This window comes from Bradyrhizobium oropedii, from assembly GCF_020889685.1.
Classification (GTDB): domain Bacteria; phylum Pseudomonadota; class Alphaproteobacteria; order Rhizobiales; family Xanthobacteraceae; genus Bradyrhizobium; species Bradyrhizobium oropedii.
Window position 1 is genome coordinate 23,089 of sequence record NZ_JACMYO010000040.1, and the last position, 15,622, is coordinate 38,710.

General features: G+C 59.3%; 14 protein-coding genes. 7 read left to right on the forward strand and 7 right to left on the reverse strand.

Annotated elements, in window-relative coordinates; translation table 11 throughout:
* Nucleotides 1-1,549: 1,549 nt before the first annotated feature.
* From H8A95_RS13805 to ahpD, 5 genes are all read left to right on the forward strand, one after another.
* Nucleotides 1,550-2,050: a hypothetical protein gene (locus H8A95_RS13805; protein WP_229183657.1), complete on the forward strand. Its 501-nt coding sequence runs from the start codon at nucleotides 1,550-1,552 to the stop codon at nucleotides 2,048-2,050.
* A 28-nt stretch (nucleotides 2,051-2,078) separates the two neighbouring features.
* A complete protein-coding gene (modC, locus tag H8A95_RS13810) occupies nucleotides 2,079-3,275 on the forward strand; it encodes a molybdenum ABC transporter ATP-binding protein (protein ID WP_376711687.1) in 1,197 nt (398 codons plus the stop codon).
* Nucleotides 3,259-3,822: a DUF2478 domain-containing protein gene (locus tag H8A95_RS13815; protein ID WP_229167791.1), complete on the forward strand. Its 564-nt coding sequence runs from the start codon at nucleotides 3,259-3,261 to the stop codon at nucleotides 3,820-3,822. The genes modC and H8A95_RS13815 overlap by 17 nt, the downstream gene beginning before the upstream one ends.
* A 400-nt stretch (nucleotides 3,823-4,222) precedes the next feature.
* Nucleotides 4,223-4,777, forward strand: coding sequence for a peroxiredoxin (locus H8A95_RS13820; protein ID WP_229167790.1), 555 nt, complete (start codon nucleotides 4,223-4,225; stop codon nucleotides 4,775-4,777).
* Between the two features lie 6 nt (nucleotides 4,778-4,783).
* A complete protein-coding gene (ahpD, locus tag H8A95_RS13825) occupies nucleotides 4,784-5,332 on the forward strand; it encodes an alkylhydroperoxidase, AhpD family (protein WP_229167789.1) in 549 nt (182 codons plus the stop codon).
* A gap of 225 nt (nucleotides 5,333-5,557) precedes the next feature.
* Here the strand turns inward: ahpD and H8A95_RS13830 are convergent, their stop codons facing one another.
* The 7 genes from H8A95_RS13830 to nifH all read right to left on the reverse strand — a co-directional run bounded on the left by H8A95_RS13830 (nucleotide 5,558) and on the right by nifH (nucleotide 13,085).
* A complete protein-coding gene (locus tag H8A95_RS13830; RefSeq protein ID WP_141341122.1) occupies nucleotides 5,558-5,854 on the reverse strand; it encodes a ferredoxin family protein in 297 nt (98 codons plus the stop codon).
* Nucleotides 5,855-5,893: 39 nt separating this feature from the next.
* Complete coding sequence (locus H8A95_RS13835) at nucleotides 5,894-7,201, reverse strand: FAD-dependent monooxygenase (protein WP_229167788.1); 1,308 nt, start codon at nucleotides 7,199-7,201, stop codon at nucleotides 5,894-5,896.
* A gap of 13 nt (nucleotides 7,202-7,214) precedes the next feature.
* The gene (locus H8A95_RS13840; RefSeq protein ID WP_229167787.1) at nucleotides 7,215-8,324 is read right to left on the reverse strand and encodes an electron transfer flavoprotein subunit alpha/FixB family protein; all 1,110 of its coding nucleotides are present in this window, start codon (nucleotides 8,322-8,324) and stop codon (nucleotides 7,215-7,217) included.
* A gap of 944 nt (nucleotides 8,325-9,268) precedes the next feature.
* Nucleotides 9,269-9,610 carry a nitrogenase stabilizing/protective protein NifW gene (gene nifW, locus H8A95_RS13845; RefSeq protein WP_229167786.1) on the reverse strand — a complete coding sequence of 114 codons (342 nt, stop codon included), beginning with the start codon at nucleotides 9,608-9,610 and terminating at the stop codon, nucleotides 9,269-9,271.
* A gap of 184 nt (nucleotides 9,611-9,794) precedes the next feature.
* Nucleotides 9,795-10,982, reverse strand: coding sequence for a homocitrate synthase (nifV, locus tag H8A95_RS13850; protein WP_229167785.1), 1,188 nt, complete (start codon nucleotides 10,980-10,982; stop codon nucleotides 9,795-9,797).
* Nucleotides 10,983-11,342: 360 nt separating this feature from the next.
* Nucleotides 11,343-12,059 (reverse strand): nitrogen fixation protein NifQ, encoded by a 717-nt coding sequence (locus H8A95_RS13855; protein ID WP_312001051.1) that lies wholly within the window; start codon nucleotides 12,057-12,059, stop codon nucleotides 11,343-11,345.
* A 141-nt stretch (nucleotides 12,060-12,200) separates the two neighbouring features.
* A complete protein-coding gene (gene nifH, locus H8A95_RS13860; RefSeq protein ID WP_229167784.1) occupies nucleotides 12,201-13,085 on the reverse strand; it encodes a nitrogenase iron protein in 885 nt (294 codons plus the stop codon).
* 859 nt (nucleotides 13,086-13,944) lie between these two features.
* Between nifH and H8A95_RS13865 the strand changes: the two genes are divergently transcribed.
* Entirely contained in the window at nucleotides 13,945-14,352 is a 408-nt protein-coding gene (locus H8A95_RS13865; protein WP_229167783.1) for an ArsC/Spx/MgsR family protein, read from the forward strand.
* A gap of 468 nt (nucleotides 14,353-14,820) precedes the next feature.
* Nucleotides 14,821-15,564: an OmpW/AlkL family protein gene (locus H8A95_RS13870; RefSeq protein ID WP_376711686.1), complete on the forward strand. Its 744-nt coding sequence runs from the start codon at nucleotides 14,821-14,823 to the stop codon at nucleotides 15,562-15,564.
* The last annotated feature ends 58 nt before the right edge of the window (nucleotides 15,565-15,622 follow it).

Below are 15,622 nucleotides of genomic sequence, written 5' to 3' on the forward strand. Positions count from 1 at the left end.
GTTCCCAACGTGACAGTTCTGAAGGCGATTGATCCTGCTTGGCACTGCCTACAACCTGACGCTACGATCGATTCAAGCACTTTTGCTCGTCGAACAAGTGCCAATACGCTCCAAGATGGGAATATCCGCATCTTGATGGGAGACAGTAAGGAGAGCTGCTCGACAATTACACGTTTCACCGGCGGCAGCGCGGACGGAACGTGATCCAACGCTGGCCGATAGCTGCTCGGCTACGCTGGAGCGCAACGCAATTGTTGAAGGCTTCGCAAGGGCAAATGATCGCGTCGCGTCGATCACGGGACGAATTGCGTCGACGCTGTTCTTTTTGTTGGGTGTCCGACCTAGGTTGCAAGCCTGCACGCTCGAAATTGCGGGACCGGCAGCTTTACGACTTGCCCATAGGTTCGAATCGTAGACCTTCAGGGTAGTGATTGTCGCGTGTGGGACGGTCGCTTGATCCCAAAGGTTCGAGCCGATAAATCAACGGTCCAGCTCCTCTAGCGCGGCACCGCACTGCTGCGAGCCAGTCCGCGAGCGAGCACCGCATGTTCAAAATGGATGCGCCGTGAGAGCTAACAACGCGACGCGCGCCTCTTTCTTCGCCACAAACGCCGGCGTAGCCGCAGTTCATCAGATACCCGACGGCTCTGCCTCGCCAGATCGCGCGCCCCGATCTCGACGGCTATCGACGCCAGGCGGTAGGTGCCGCCGATCAGATGGATGACCTCGTCTGCGTTGACACTTTGTTGACTGTCCCGGCGGTCCGGCGCAATTGACGGGCTGCCGACGATCAAGCCCGTGTCGACATCAGTGCAGATGACCCTGCCGGCGCCGTCGGGTCCGCTTCGTCCAAGACTGCGATGTCGCAATCTCGATACGGCGACTGCGGTGCGCTGATGCGCACTGGGGCGATAGTCATGGCCTCTCCTATGTGCGCCCGTATCAGGACGCGAGAGCGGTCCAGGTAGCTGGCGCAAGCGATTGTTCGCAGGCGAAACCGCCAGCGTGCTGGTGATGAGATCAGGAGATCAATTGTGAATTCGCATTGAGTGCGCCCTCAGAACTGCAAGGAAGATCGCGAAGGCTGTGGACGAGGGCTAGATCGTGATGCTCATGAGTTTACGATAACGCGCATCCTTGAAATGTCCGTCCAAGAGATAACTAAACTTCTAGCTAAGTGGCCAAATGAGGCCAATGAGAGCCCCCTTTCGTCGGCGCAGAACAGCCGGACGACAAATCCTAGTGCCGACCTCTGCATGAGGGGCGAACGTCATAGTCGTGGCCTCTCCAACCCATTCTCGCTGCAAGAGCCGACAGTATCGTCTTCAGCTTTCATCCCGTCCCGCCTGGATGGCCGGTTCGCGACGCGGACGTCTGAAACTCGACGACACGATGAGGCGATTCCACACGCGGGGTGGGGACCCATACGAGCATCACCATGAACGAAGCCTTCCCCGCACCATGCTATTAACCGGCACGCAGATTGCTGGTGAGGAGCAAGGAGCTACCGCGAGTAAAGCGACCGCGGCGGACCATCTTCGGAGTCCCAATGAGGCTTTTTCGATTGATTCTATTCGACCTGGCTTTGATGCTGCTTGCACCTGAAGTCGCAGAAGGCATGAATACTGGCGTCGGCGCACACTTCACATCGGCCACCAGCGTTGTGGCGCCGTTCGAGCAAATCGCCTGCCATGAGGCGGTCTCAAGCTCTGGGGATAGCCGACGCGTCTACAGCCAAACGACGCAAGCCGCGCCAGTCCAGCCGGCGGACGAACTGAATCCGGCCAAGCTGGCTGAGGATTCCGCGATACCGGACGCCCGCCTTGCATGTGTGATCGGTAAGCGCTTCCGGCAGCGTTCGATTGCAACGATCCTCGATGACAGGGAGATGCTCAAGATGCCGGCCGTCGTAACACCGTCGATCTGCAATGCTGCCGCCGCACCTTTTGGCCTCCTCGAGGCGGAAACGCCGCGCTGGAGCGAAACAGACTGGATTGTGGGCGGCATGGTGATCATCGCCTTTGCGATCATCATTCTCGTCGTGATTTGATGGAAAGATGCAGCATAGGCGCGGGCACGTGAGAGAAGCAAAACCGGGCTATATAGAAGTCGCCTTCAACGGCGCTATCGCGGGGATCCCGCTGGATGCGCAATTCAGCGCCCCAGCCAAAGGTGTCACGGCCGTCTTCGGTCCTCCAGGGTGCGGCAAGACGACACTCGCGCGCTGCATTGCCGGCATCCAGCGTCTGCCGAGTGGATTCTGCGGCGTCGATGGTGAAATTTGGCAGGACGAAACGACGTTTCGGCCGCCTCATCTGCGTCCTGTCGCATATGTATTCCAGCGACCAATTCTTTTCTCTCATTTGTCCGTCAGGCGCACCCTTCTGTACAACGCGTCAAAATCGAACGTGTCACTGATTGACCTTGATGGCGTCGTCGACTTGCTCGACCTGGCACCGCTGCTTGACCGTGCGCCGTCATATCTTTCTGGCGCCGAGCGACAGCGACTTGCCCTTGGCAGCGCGCTGTTGTCCCAACCTCGGCTACTTCTGCTGGACGACCCGCTCATTGTGCTCGACCGGGCCGCCAAGCGAGAGATTCTGCCGTTTATCGAGCGCATGCGTGACGAGCTCACGTTGCCGATGATCTATATCTGCCACGACATGGCTGACATCGAGCGCTTTGCCGACCATCTCGTCATGATGAAAGATGGCATTGTGACCGCGGCTGGGCCGCTGCATGTCGTCCAGAGCGATCCAGCGCTTGCTGCTCGAGGCGACGCGGCTGTCTGCGTCGACACCGTAGTCGGCGGCTATGACGGGCGCTATGGGCTGATCATCCTCCGCCTCAAGGGGGCGCGTCTGTTGATACCTGGAGCACCGCTCAGACCAGGCGCGCAGCTACGGCTGCGCATCGCAGCCGGCGATGTCAGCATTGCGCGCGAACCACCGCGCGCGAGCTCGATCCTCAATGTTTTTCCGGCACGCATCAAAGCCTCTCTGCCGTTCGACGAAGCTCATGTCACCTTGGTTCTCGCTCTCGAAACTGGCCGTTCGGGCGTGCCGCTTTTGGCCCGCATCACGCGCCGTTCCTTTGATGAGCTAGGGCTTGGCAATGGAACGGACGTGTTCGCCGAGGTCGCCCGGGCCTTGCCGGTCGCGCACCCCGAACGATTGCTCACAACGCCATCCACACCAGTACGAGACGTTCGACAGCTAGGCGCCGACACGAGAAGCGAACAGAAATTGGGGCACGGCCATGATCGACCATCTTGATGATATCGATCCAAATGATGTGGCGGCAATTTTCTACCAGCCAAAAGATGACGTCGATAAGCTGCTTGCCGATTTCGCCCAGGATCTCGCGCGGCAAGGCGTGCACGTCGGTGGCATCGTGCAGCGACACTTGAAGGACGCAAACGGCCCGCACTCCATGCTCGCAGTCGACGTTGCAACTGGGCAAGAGATCTCGATTTCCCAGCCACTCGGTAGCGGAGCTACGTCCTGTCGGCTCGATGTGCATGGACTGGCCGAGGCCGCCGCTATCGTTTCCCGGGCGCTTCGCGACAAACTCGATCTCCTCGTGATCAGCAAATTCGCCAAACAAGAAGCGGTTGGCCGCGGCCTGCGCGCTGAACTCGTTAACGCGATCACCCGGGGTGTGCCACTTCTGACAGCCGTTCCAAGGAAATGTCTTGCCGACTGGCGAACTTTTACTGGTGATGTTGGCACGCTGCTGCTTTGCGATCCTTTAGCTGTGGAGAAATGGTGGCGCGACATCTCCACGCGCCTGGCGCGCAGCCGTGCCTACAGTCCCAGCTGAGGCTATTTGGGGACGATGATGCCAGACAGCTTGATGACGGCTGCGAGAATATCAGGGACGTTGCCTCCGAAATCGCCGGCCCGGCTTCTTTCGCAGGCTACGAAAGAGCCTTAGCTTCGGCGTCCGTTTCACACCGTGAGTTACCATGATGCTCTGCGAGGGCGCCAAGGGTCCATTCTTGGTCGGCAAGTGCCCGTTTTTCAACAGCGCTTCAAGAGCATCGGGTATCCAAGCCGCATGATTGGAGGTGGATGTGATAGACATCAGATCTCAAGATCAATGCCTGCAGCCAAGCCGCTCGTTAGCTTAGTTGCGACAATCCGATCTTGAGAACGGATGGCATGTAGCTTGCTTCACCGGTGACTGCACAACTTAGGCAAAGCAAACTTGTGAGGTCAGCATGCTCGGAATTGGAAGTCAGTTGCCGCCGTTCGAAATCACAGGCGTGAAGCCCGGCTTTCAGGCGCAGGAACAAGAAGGACACAGCGCGTTCGAGACGCTCACCGAAACGAGCTTCCCAGAAAAATGGAAGATCATCTTTTTCTACCCCAAGGATTTTACCTTCGTCTGTCCGACCGAGATCGTCGAGTTCGGCCGGCTATCCAAGGAATTCGCTGATCGCGATGCTGTGGTACTGGGTGGCTCGACTGACAATGAGTTCTGCAAGCTCGCCTGGCGGCGCTCGCATGCAGACCTGCACAACCTGCCGATTTGGCAGTTTGCCGACACAAAGGGAACCTTAGTCGATGGCCTCGGCGTACGTTCGCCCGAGGGCGTTGCCTATCGCTACACCTTTATCGTCGACCCCGGCAACACAATCCAACACGTCTATGCGACCAATCTCAATGTCGGGCGTAGCCCCAAGGACACGCTCCGCGTTCTGGACGCACTGCAAACCGACGAACTCTGTCCCTGCAACCGCGAAGTCGGCGGCGAAACCCTGAAGGTTGCGTGAGGCAGCATGTCATCGATTGAGCAGTTGAATGAGACGATTCCCGATTTCGCCAAGGACGTCAGACTTAACCTGGCGTCCTTGCTGGCCGATGATACGCTGTCGCAGCAGCGACAATACGGCCTGCTGCTGGCGAGCGCGATTGCCACTCGCAATTCAGCCCTGATTGCCGTGATCGAAGCGGCAGCAGCAGCCGTGATGACGCCCGTGGCGATCGCCGCAGCGAAATCCGCAGCCTCTGTGATGGCGATGAACAATGTCTACTACCGATTCGTTCACCTCGCGTCCGACCCGGAATATAAGACCATGCCGCCACGATTGCGCATGAACGTGATCGGCAATCCTGGCGTGGATAAGTCCGATTTCGAGCTGTGGTCGCTGGCGGTCTCGGCCATAAATGGCTGCGGTGCCTGTATCGAAGCGCACGAGAAGACGCTGCGGGCTGAGGGCGTCAGTTCCGGAGTGATCCAGACTGCTGTGCGCTTTGCTGCGATTGTGCAATCAGTGGCGGTTGCGATCGAGGCCGCCGGGCGCGCCCCGTCCAAGCCGACGGGCTGATTTCCTTTGCGCCGTCGGATCGACACCGCTTATGGCGCCACTCCGTTGCGGCACGACCAATCCTCGGCATCCCAAGCGAATGATATCCTCAAGCTGAGTCTTGCGGGCGTCCCCTCGGTTGCCTCGTTTGAATTTCACCTTAAGTGCAGACGAGCCAGAATGCGCCACAAAGGCGGTGAGATCCTCCTTGTGATGGCGATCTCACCGCGGCCTTTCGTTGCACTCTCACCCAAACTTGAACAGCACGCCGTACCCACCGCGCGGATGGCTCCATTTGATGTCGCCGGTGGGTTCAGCGATCACGCGGCAGGTGCCGCACTCGATGCAGCCGTCGACGGTTATCTCAACTTGGCCGTTGTCGTTGAGTTCGTAGCATCGCGCAGGGCAGGCTTTCAAAAGCGCGAGTAGCTGCGGCGACGGCGTCGTGTGCGCGCGCACGGTGACGTGAGGGCGACCGACATCGACAAGATAGCGGTTGTAGTACAGCTTGTCTTCGACGCGCACTGAGGGCTCGACATTCATTCTTTGACCTTCCATTGCTCGATTTCACACCGTTGCCGGTCAGCGCCAGGCCCTGGCAAAACGGCACGCATCTCCGAACAGACCTGTCCATGACCGCGCCTTGACGAAGGATTTCAGGGTCGCCTTCTCCTTCTCAACCTTCGGCGTACCGTCGACGCGTACAAAGTTCTGAAGCGCCTTGGAGATAAGCTGCGGATAGGTAAGAAAGAAGTTTTGCGAATGGGTGTGCATCAGCGTCGGCATGTCTTTGTACTTCTTGAGGTCTTTGATGACGAAGGACTCGTCCAGCATCTCCTTGTAGAGCAACAGATTTTTTGCGGTCATCGGCTCCCGGCGCGATTTGACCTGGGCGATCGCTTCGGCCGCGATGCGGCCTGAGGTCATCGCAAGATTGGAGCCTTCGCGATGAATGGCATTGTTGAGCTGTGCCGCATCCCCCACCACCACCCAACCATCACCGTAGAGCTGCGGGATTGCTTTGTACCCGCCTTCAGGAATGAGATGCGCCGCATATTCCTTGACTTCGGAACCTGCTATCAGCGGCGCCACGGACGGATGCTGCTTGAAATGATCGAGCATGCCGTAGGGTGTCTGGCCGGTTCGCTGGAAATCGGCGACGAGGCAGCCGATGCCGAGCGAAATGCACTCCTTGTTGGCATAGATGAAACCCATTCCGGTCATGCCGCGGGAAATGGTACCGGCAGCCTCGATCACGACGCCTTCGTCGCCCTTAAGATTGAAACGCGCCTCGATCGTCTCGCGAGGCAAAAAGTGCATTTCCTTCACTGCGAGCGCGACATTATCGGGTGTCGGCCGCGGGCGCAGCCCCGCCCGTGTCCCGAGGAGACCATTGACCCCCTCGGCCAGCACGACGACGTCGGCGTGTATTTCGCCGTCGCGGCGATCCGTACGAACTCCGACGATCCTCTCGTGGTGGTCCCGTACGAGCTCCGTGACTGTCGTCTCGCACAGCACCGTCGCGCCGGCCTCCCGCACCTTCGAGGAGAACCATTTGTCAAACTGCGCGCGTATGATCGTGTATCGGTTCGGCCGCTCCTCGTTGAAGTCATCCGAGCGGTAGTGCATGCCGACATGGGAGCGATCGTCCATCATCCAGAACCGTTGTTCGACCAGATGGCGTTCGAGCGGCGCCTCCTCGCGAAACTCGGGGATCAGCTTTTCCATCATGTCGGCATAGAGGATCGCGCCCTGCACATTCTTCGATCCGGAATATTCGCCCCGCTCGAGCTGCAGCACATTCATGCCGTGCTTGGCCATTGTCAACGCCGCCGCGTTGCCGGCCATACCGGCTCCGACTACGATCGCATCGAACCTCTCTTCAATCATCACATCATCTCCTCTAGACCGCCAGCTGGGCGCGCGAATGCGGCAAGAGCCTGGCACGAAATGCGGCCGTCAGCGACGGGAGCAGCTGCATGGCATCACTGACGATCGCGACATGAGCGAAGTCGAAGATCGGCGCGTCCTTGTCGGTATTGATCGCGACGATCAGGTCCGCCCCCTCCACGCCGACCCTGTGCTGGATTGCGCCGGAAATACCGGCGGCAATATAGAGCTTTGGCCGGATAGTCTTGCCGGTCTGGCCGATCTGCCGGTCAGACGTCACCCATCCTTTTTGCACCAGAGGACGCGAGCAACCGTACTCGGCGCCAAGAAGAGTTGCTAGCTCGCGCACCAGCCGAAAATTCTCGGGCGATCCCAGTCCCAAGCCGCCGGCGACGACGACATCGGCATAAGCCAGATTTGACGTTTCGGAATCGCGATCGGGAATGAACGTCAGCACTTTCGTGACGATATCGTCTTCGACAAGGCCAAGCGGATGGATGATGATACGAGCGGCGTCGCGTACGACACGCTCCGGCATCGGCATGACGCGCGGCCGGACGGTTGCCATCTGCGGACGGTAGTTCAAAGTATAAATCGTGCACAGCAGCGAGCCGCCAAAGGTCGGACGCGTCGCCGCAAGCGACCCATCGGCGTCGACGTCGAGCGCTGTGCAGTCGGCGGTGAGCCCCGTCGACAAGGTGGTCGCCACCGAACCTGCAAGATCGCGACCGAGTGTCGTCGCGCCCAGCAGCAGGATTTCAGGCTTGTAGGTGTTGACGAGTTCGGTTAGCGCTTTGGTATAGGATTCATTTCGGTAATCCGACAAAACATTATCGCTCACGAGATAGGCCAGATCGGCGCCATAGCAAAAGGATTCAAGTGCGGCGTTACGCGTCGGCTGCCCCTCCGGACCGATAACGACCGCGGCGAGGTTCACCTTCAGCCTGTCGGCAAGTCTGCGCCCCGCCCCCATGAGCTCCCAGGAGACCGGATGCACCTGGCCACGCTCCTGCTCGACGAAAACCCAGACATGCTTGTAGGCCTTAAAGTGCTCCGGCAGTTCCTTTTTGGCCGCGGCGCGGCCGGCCGCCGCCGGCGCGGCCGTTTTGGTGACATTGCTCATGTTTTAAATTCCCCTCAATAGTGCGCGCGCCCGCGCCGCAGGATTGGTTTCCACTTCGGTTGGCTGAAGATCACTTTTGCTCAGCAGATGGCCAGCTGCTCGGTGGTCCCGCCTGCTCGGTGTGGCCCGACCGCACAACGAGAGGCGTCGCCCCGGGCGAACGCACAGAGCGAGAGGGGCCGGAGACACGCTTCCTGCGCGCTCCGTTCGACAAGCGCCAGCGAGGCGGCCAGGCCGCTGCGATCACCCTCGTTGACCCTCTCCATGCTTGAGTACGCGGCTCCACTTGCTTCGCAAGAGCAGCACCTCGCTTTCGGTTTAGCGCTCCACATCGGCTGTAACGCCCCGGGTGATCTTGCCACCGCGCTATCATGCGATGAGTGCTCGGCCGCCAGCGCTGATGACTCGCGTGGGCCGACGTTGTCCGCTCTTTCTGGCGCATGTTGCTATCAGCCCTGGGATAAATGTAGATTCGCGCACAAGCGGGCGCCCGCCTGATGCGGACGAAGATGTGCATACGCTTCCCAAGTGAAGCGCGGACGGGCGACTTACCCGTTGGCCGCCCTCGCGGGCTCGATAGTGGCTTTAATCGAATCAAAAGCCATCTCGGATGGCACTGCGCGAGCGTGAGCCACGAGATGATGCCGCGCAACTCGGCAGGCAGTAGACGTAACGTAAAAGGTCTTCCTTCAAATCTCATTTCGGACGGCTACCATTTGTCTGCACAGGACCGGATCGACACGACAACAGCAAGTGTCGTACCAGTTGCAAGAACCAAGTAAATCAGGCGAGACCAATAACTTGTGAGACACTTGGAACGGCTGCTAATCCCAGGACACGACCAGTTCGGACATGGGTCGGGAATACGACAGCGCCGCGCGAGTCCTGGCGGAGAGAGTTGATGGAAGAAGACGAAGCCTGCACGAGGATCCGTCAGCGTAAGATCACTTCAGCTCGCTCAATGGGACAAAGGCCGCCGGCTTGCCACGGTCTGTGACGGCATCCTTCAGAACCTTAAACACCCGCTGCTCGATTGGCGACGATGCCACGAAGTCGGCATAGGCCTGCTCCAGCATCGCTTTGCAACGAGCTCTGATGTCCGGCTCTGCGACACCGGCGAATTGCTCATTGGCAAAATATTGTCCCATGCGCTTTAGGATGTGAAGGCGCGCGACATCGACGATCCTGGGGTCGTACTTGACGCCCAGCAGTGAAAAAAACTCTTCCGCCGACGAAGCCTTGCTGAGCCGATCCAGGATACTGGCTGCTGGGTGCGAGTTACTCATCGAAAAATCTCCTTTGAATCAGCGGGTGGACGGTCGGCGAAATGGAGCAGCGTCCGGTGATCCTGCTGCGGCCTTCACGTCGCGCAACCATGCGGAGGCAGGCCATCGTTGCCGCCGATCAACGATTCCGTCCTCGCGCGCTTGGTTTTTGAATGGTCTCCCCAGACGTTGCTGGGCACTTTCTTCACGCGGGGTGGGTCGCCAAGCATCCGCACACATCGCGCCAGATCGTCGCCACCGTTTCGCGCTCGACCGGCAGCTTGTGCTCGATGGCATGCTTGCGGACTTGCGATAGGATCTGTCTGGCCTGATCGGCGCTGGCGACGAGCTGCAATTCATTGAGCAACGCAGTGATCGCCGACAGCCCGGAATGCTTGCCGATCACAAAGCGGTTGCGGCGTCCAAGTAGAACGGGATCAAGCGACTGGTAGGTGCGTTGATCCTTTAAAAGGCCATCCACATGAATGCCCGATTCGTGCGTAAACACATGTTCTCCGACGATGGCCTTGTTCAGAGGAATCGCACGTGCGGCTGCGGCTGCAACCACTGCAGCAACGTTCTCGAGCTCCGACAGTATGATGCCGGTCTCGTACCTATAGAGCTGCTTGAGCGCGACCGCGACTTCCTCGAGCGGTGCATTTCCGGCCCGCTCGCCGAGGCCGATAACGGTTACCGAGGCGTGGCTCGCGCCGGCCTTGATGGCGGAGAGCGTATTGGCGGTTGCAAGACCAAGATCATCGTGACCGTGAAACTCGAGTTCGAGATCCGTGGTCGCACGCAAATTTCCGACCAGCGCGAAGGTTGTGTCCGGGTCGAGCACGCCGAGCGTATCGGCAATACGAAATCTACGCGCTCCCGCCGCTTTTGCTGCTGCTATCAGTCTGATGAGAAAATCGATGTCGGCGCGGGAGGAGTCCTCGCCACCGACGGCGACATCAAGTCCCCGCTCACGGGCGTAACCTACCACTCGCTTGACCTGCTCCAGCGCCAAATCGCGACGGCCGCCAAGCTTGGCCGCAATCTGCACATCGGAACTCGGGATCGACATATTGACCATGGACACCTTCGCTTCGATCGCCGCGTCGATGTCTGCTTCCCGCATCCGGCACCAGGCGATGGTGGTCAGCGGAAGCTCCGCTTCGACAATGACGCGGATGGCGGCGACCTCCTCGTTGCCCATCGCGGGCGTTCCCGCCTCGATCTCCGTCACGCCGGCCCGTGCCAGCGCCTGCGCGATCGCCAGCTTTTCCTCTGTGGTGAACGCAACGCCGGGCGCCTGCTCGCCGTCGCGTAGCGTCGTGTCGTTGAGCACGATCGGCTTGGGGCGCGCCTGCTCGGGCCAAGACGGTTTGGCGGTGGTGGTGGCGGTCATCACGAAAGGGCTCCTCATTGCTTTTGATCCATGCGCTTCAGCAACCCGCATGCCAGCCCGCCATCCCTGGCAACGCATTGAAGAAGCTAAGCTTCCTTTCTCATCCTCCTTCCGGAATTGTCGCAAACGCGACACTACTCATGAAGTCGGACGCCTCATCCTGCCTCTTGCCACGCCGAGCTCGAACGTTAGTGCGCCCGCGGCGCGCCGGATGTCAGAATTGTCGAGCACTTCGAGACCGGCACCGCCTTGGACACCTGGTCGCGCTCGCATCGAAACGGCATCAGCCGCGCCCTCCGCCTCCTGCGAACCGGCATGGTCTTCTCAGACGGATCGGCGATCGCGGATTCTTGTGGCAACTCAGATGGGCCAGTCGCCGCCGACGATCGAGCCAGCCGCCTGCAACAGAAAGTCGCGCCGGCGCTCGGCCATACGGCTTTCGCCGCTTTCTTCGCCGAAGCAGAGGTTGAAGTCGTTACATTGCGTGCAAACGGGCGTTGTGCACATCACTAGTCCTTCATCCTCGCACAGCGAGCGGTAGAAGAAGCGCTTCCAGCGCATGTTGTTGACATTGCGCGCGGCGAGCGGCGCGAAGTGGCGGCTTAGCAGCCGAGAGAGTTCGCCGCGATTGCGTAATCCGAGATCTTCCCACAGGTGGTCTGGCTCAATGGCGCGGCGCGCGATCATCGCGGCCAGCCAGCGCCCGATATGCCCTTCCGTCGAGCGTTGCTTGAGCAAGAGATCGCGCACCATTGCGATCTCGTCGTTCTCATCGCACTTAAACGCCAGGAGCTGCTCCGAGATCTTGACCTCAACCGACGGAAAGTAGTGCTGCAGCAGGCCCGCCAGCTCGTGGCCGGACAGGCCGGCCTTCTCGGGAAGCGGGCCACCATCCATCGCGGCGGCCGCCAGAATAGACGCTAGGACGTGGCGATCGAAATTGCTGTCAGTGGCAATATCGGCATCTTCAGGAGGCACGCCAGTGAGCGCTCGGTAGGTTGCAATTCCTCTCTGCACCTCGCGGCTCGCATCGACGGCGCAAGCAGCCATAAACGGAAGGAAGCGTGCTTCGGGCATGATGTTTTTGGGTTCCCACAACGTTTGCCCCGGCCCATTCTGGCTGGTCGGGTGATCGTCAGAATGCCGGTCTCCCCGGATGGGGGCTGTGGGGGAGACCGGCATCCGTCGCGCGCCTTCACAAGGCCGCGACCCGCGACCTTATGAGACCGCGAGTTCGGCGGCGGTCTTGCCGATGATGGATTCGTCGACGGGCGTCATTATGCCATGCTCCATCAGCATGTCCTCGAGCTCGTCCATGGAGATCGGGGTCGGAATGATGCCTTTGCCGCCATTGTTGTGAACCTTGGTCGCAAGATTGCGATAGTGATCGGCCTGCTGCGACTCGGGCGCATACTCCAGCACCGTCATGCGCCGCAGCTCGGCATGCTGCACCACATTGTCGCGCGGCACGAAGTAGATCAGCTGAGTGCCTAGTTTCTTGGCCAGCGCCTCCGCCAGTTCCAGTTCCTTATCGGTCTGCCGCTCGTTACAGACCAGGCCACCCAGCCGCACTCCGCCCGAGTTGGCGTATTTCAGGATGCCCTTGGAGATGTTGTTTGCGGCATACATCGCCATCATTTCACCAGACATCACGATATAGATTTCCTGCGCCTTGTTCTCGCGGATTGGCATCGCGAAGCCACCGCAAACGACGTCGCCGAGCACGTCGTAGGAGACATAGTCAATGTTCTCATAGGCGCCGTTCTCCTCCAGAAAATTGATCGAGGTGATGACGCCGCGGCCGGCGCAGCCGACACCCGGCTCAGGACCACCGGACTCCACGCAGCGGATGTCCTTGTAGCCGACCTTCATCACATCCTCGAGTTCGAGGTCCTCCACGCTGCCGGCGCTCGCTGCAAGGCTCAAAATCGTGTCCTGCGCCTTGGCGTGCAAGATCAGGCGGGTCGAGTCCGCCTTAGGATCGCATCCCACGATCAGGATTTTCTGGCCCATTTCGGCCAGTGCCGCCAATGTGTTCTGGGAAGTGGTCGACTTGCCGATGCCGCCCTTTCCGTAGAACGCGATTTGTCTCAGTGAAGACATGTTGTTCTCCATCAACCGATTTGCCAAAAAGTTGCGTGCTTCCTACACGCGAGCTTGTTTCTCTTTCAGAAACGGGGCACACGGGTTCAAGGGAAGGAGCGCATCGCTCGTCTTACGCGTCGGCGTGCACTCAGCCCTCACTCAGTGTTGCTGCCGCTTAATAGCAACCGCCATGCCAACGCTGTCCGCGCTCATTAAGCGTCTGATTGCGTTCTAAAAAACCAACCGTCCGTTGAGTAGCCCCAGGGCGTTTGGACCGGACAGGATCTTCGCGGATGTTAGAAAACGAACAACGGCCACACCCATCAACCGAAAAACGGCAGCTTGGCATGACCTGATCCAATGCCCTCTATGGAACGGGACTTGCTCCTGTTCTTGCAAGCCGGTGGTCGGCAATTTGCGGCGAGTGAGATCCAGGTCGAGGTCAAAACCTCTAAGGCAAGTGGCACGGCGATAGGGTTCGTGGTCGAGGATGACGCGATCAATTGTGCGGCCGAACCCCCAACTTGATCCAGCTGATCAGATCGACGCGCATGAGTTTAAAGGCAGCAAGAAACGCCTTACAGGGCCGCCTGCGGATCGAAGCGAACTGAGGTCCTGCTCCGCGCTTCGTTTGTGAGACATAAGAGGCCGATGCTCGTTGATGAGTTAGCGGCTCAATTTCTTAGATTGTTCGGATCTTGCTCGTTTGCGAACAACCCTAGGAGATCACGGCCGTCGATGGCATTAAGGCCGGCGTACGCGTGGTACGGTGCTTAAGCCGCTGACGTGTGATGGTGCGCAAGAGTGTCAAATGCGCTCTCGGACGTAGCGGAATCGCCGCCGATCGTTCAGCTCAGCGTACCCACATAGGTATACCATGGCGAAGATCCTCTTTTATCAGAAGCCGGGCTGCGTTGCCAATGCGCGTCAGATGCTGGCGCTGAAGGCCGCGGGCCATGACGTGATAGCCAAAGATATATTGAAGGAGCCGTGGGCTGCGGAGGAATTGCGACGCTTCTTCCGCAGTATGCCGATCGCATCCTGGTTCAACCGAGCCGCGCCTCGTATCAAGTCGGGGGAAATTAATCCTGACACAATCGACGCAGCGAGTGCACTCGCGTTGATGCTGGCAGATCCGCTCCTGATCAGACGACCGCTGATTAACGTCGACGGTGCAAGATGCGCCGGCTTCGATCATGAACCCGTTCTGTCGCTGCTCGGCCGGGACACGCAAGATGATCTTGAGGGATGCTCCCACGAACAACAGGGCACGCGCTGTCCTTAGATGTGAGGATACGATCGATCATACTACCATGCCGCCAACCAACGCGAACAACGATCCTCCCACTTCCGCCCTTTTCAGAATGGCGGACGGCACGTTCGCTGAGAACGCCGGCGTGCGTGACTCCTCGTAACCAGCGGCGCTCAGATTGCTCGGTTTTTTATACGACCCTTTCCGTCGCGTGCGGTGTGTGAAAGCGCCGCAGTTCGACCGCGTTTGTCGCGCATGATTCCTGCCTGGATTTGATCAGAGCGTTAAGCCGATACGCGGTTTATTGAATAGATTCGGCTCAGACAGGACATTGAACTGAATAACGATCCGGACAGAGACTGCGAAGCTCCGTGGCCGTGATCCTTATGCAACGCGGCTGCATGATTGCGCTACGTCCGCCGCCATTTTGATCAGCATCAAATCCTTCGCCGCCCCCCTGTGTGACAGAGACCTCGCGCGACTCTTCGTGCGAACTTTGGAATGGAGAATTCGATGAGGACAAAGGCAATTCTGACAACGGCATCGCTGCTTGCGCTCGCGAGTCCGTCGGCCAGCGTCTCGGTACAGGCCGCGGACCTGGCGCGGGCCCCGATCTACTACAAAGCACCCCAAATCGAGCCCTTCAATCCGTGGATGATCCGCCTGCGCGTGCTTGGCGTTTTGCCGGATACCGCCGGAAGCTCCGTCAATGTCTCCGGGGCGCCGGCACTGTCCTCGCCCGCCTCCGGACTATCGATCAGCGACCAAGTCGTACCGGAGCTCGATATCACCTATTTCTTCACAAATAACATCGCCGCCGAACTCATTCTCGGCGTGGCCCGTCACCACATTAGTGGCACCGGCACGCTAAATGGCCTAGATATCGGCAAAGTTTGGCTGTTGCCGCCAACCCTGACTCTGCAATATCACTTCACCGATTTCGGCCCGTTCAAGCCCTACATAGGCGCGGGCATCAACTACACCGTATTTTTCAACCAATCGGCAGCCAATACGTCGCTCGCCGGCCTTGCGGTGACGGATTTGCACATCGGCAACCAGTTCGGCGCCGCGGTCCAATTCGGCTTCGATTATATGCTTGACCGCCATTGGGGCCTCAACTTCGACGTGAAGAAGTTGTGGTTGCGGCCGGATTATTCGGCGACCGTAAACAATGCGATTGCTGTCACCGGCCGCGCCAATATCGACCCATGGCTCGTCAGCGGCGGCATCACTTACAAGTTCTGAAGCTAGAAACACGCTTCAGTGAACTTCTCGGGCGCGCCGAGTCGTCGGGCGCGTCTCC

Excerpts from the sequence above, each read along its gene's own strand:
- ahpD (WP_229167789.1), top strand. The coding sequence starts at position 4,784 with ATGTCATCGATTGAGCAGTTGAATGAGACGATTCCCGATTTCGCCAAG.
- H8A95_RS13815 (WP_229167791.1), top strand. The coding sequence starts at position 3,259 with ATGATCGACCATCTTGATGATATCGATCCAAATGATGTGGCGGCAATT.
- nifW (WP_229167786.1), bottom strand. The coding sequence starts at position 9,610 with ATGAGTAACTCGCACCCAGCAGCCAGTATCCTGGATCGGCTCAGCAAG.
- H8A95_RS13870 (WP_376711686.1), top strand. The coding sequence starts at position 14,821 with ATGGAGAATTCGATGAGGACAAAGGCAATTCTGACAACGGCATCGCTG.
- H8A95_RS13830 (WP_141341122.1), bottom strand. The coding sequence starts at position 5,854 with ATGAATGTCGAGCCCTCAGTGCGCGTCGAAGACAAGCTGTACTACAAC.
- nifH (WP_229167784.1), bottom strand. The coding sequence starts at position 13,085 with ATGTCTTCACTGAGACAAATCGCGTTCTACGGAAAGGGCGGCATCGGC.
- H8A95_RS13840 (WP_229167787.1), bottom strand. The coding sequence starts at position 8,324 with ATGAGCAATGTCACCAAAACGGCCGCGCCGGCGGCGGCCGGCCGCGCC.
- H8A95_RS13805 (WP_229183657.1), top strand. The coding sequence starts at position 1,550 with ATGAGGCTTTTTCGATTGATTCTATTCGACCTGGCTTTGATGCTGCTT.
- H8A95_RS13835 (WP_229167788.1), bottom strand. The coding sequence starts at position 7,201 with ATGATTGAAGAGAGGTTCGATGCGATCGTAGTCGGAGCCGGTATGGCC.
- H8A95_RS13820 (WP_229167790.1), top strand. The coding sequence starts at position 4,223 with ATGCTCGGAATTGGAAGTCAGTTGCCGCCGTTCGAAATCACAGGCGTG.
- H8A95_RS13865 (WP_229167783.1), top strand. The coding sequence starts at position 13,945 with ATGGCGAAGATCCTCTTTTATCAGAAGCCGGGCTGCGTTGCCAATGCG.
- nifV (WP_229167785.1), bottom strand. The coding sequence starts at position 10,982 with ATGACCGCCACCACCACCGCCAAACCGTCTTGGCCCGAGCAGGCGCGC.
- H8A95_RS13855 (WP_312001051.1), bottom strand. The coding sequence starts at position 12,059 with ATGCCCGAAGCACGCTTCCTTCCGTTTATGGCTGCTTGCGCCGTCGAT.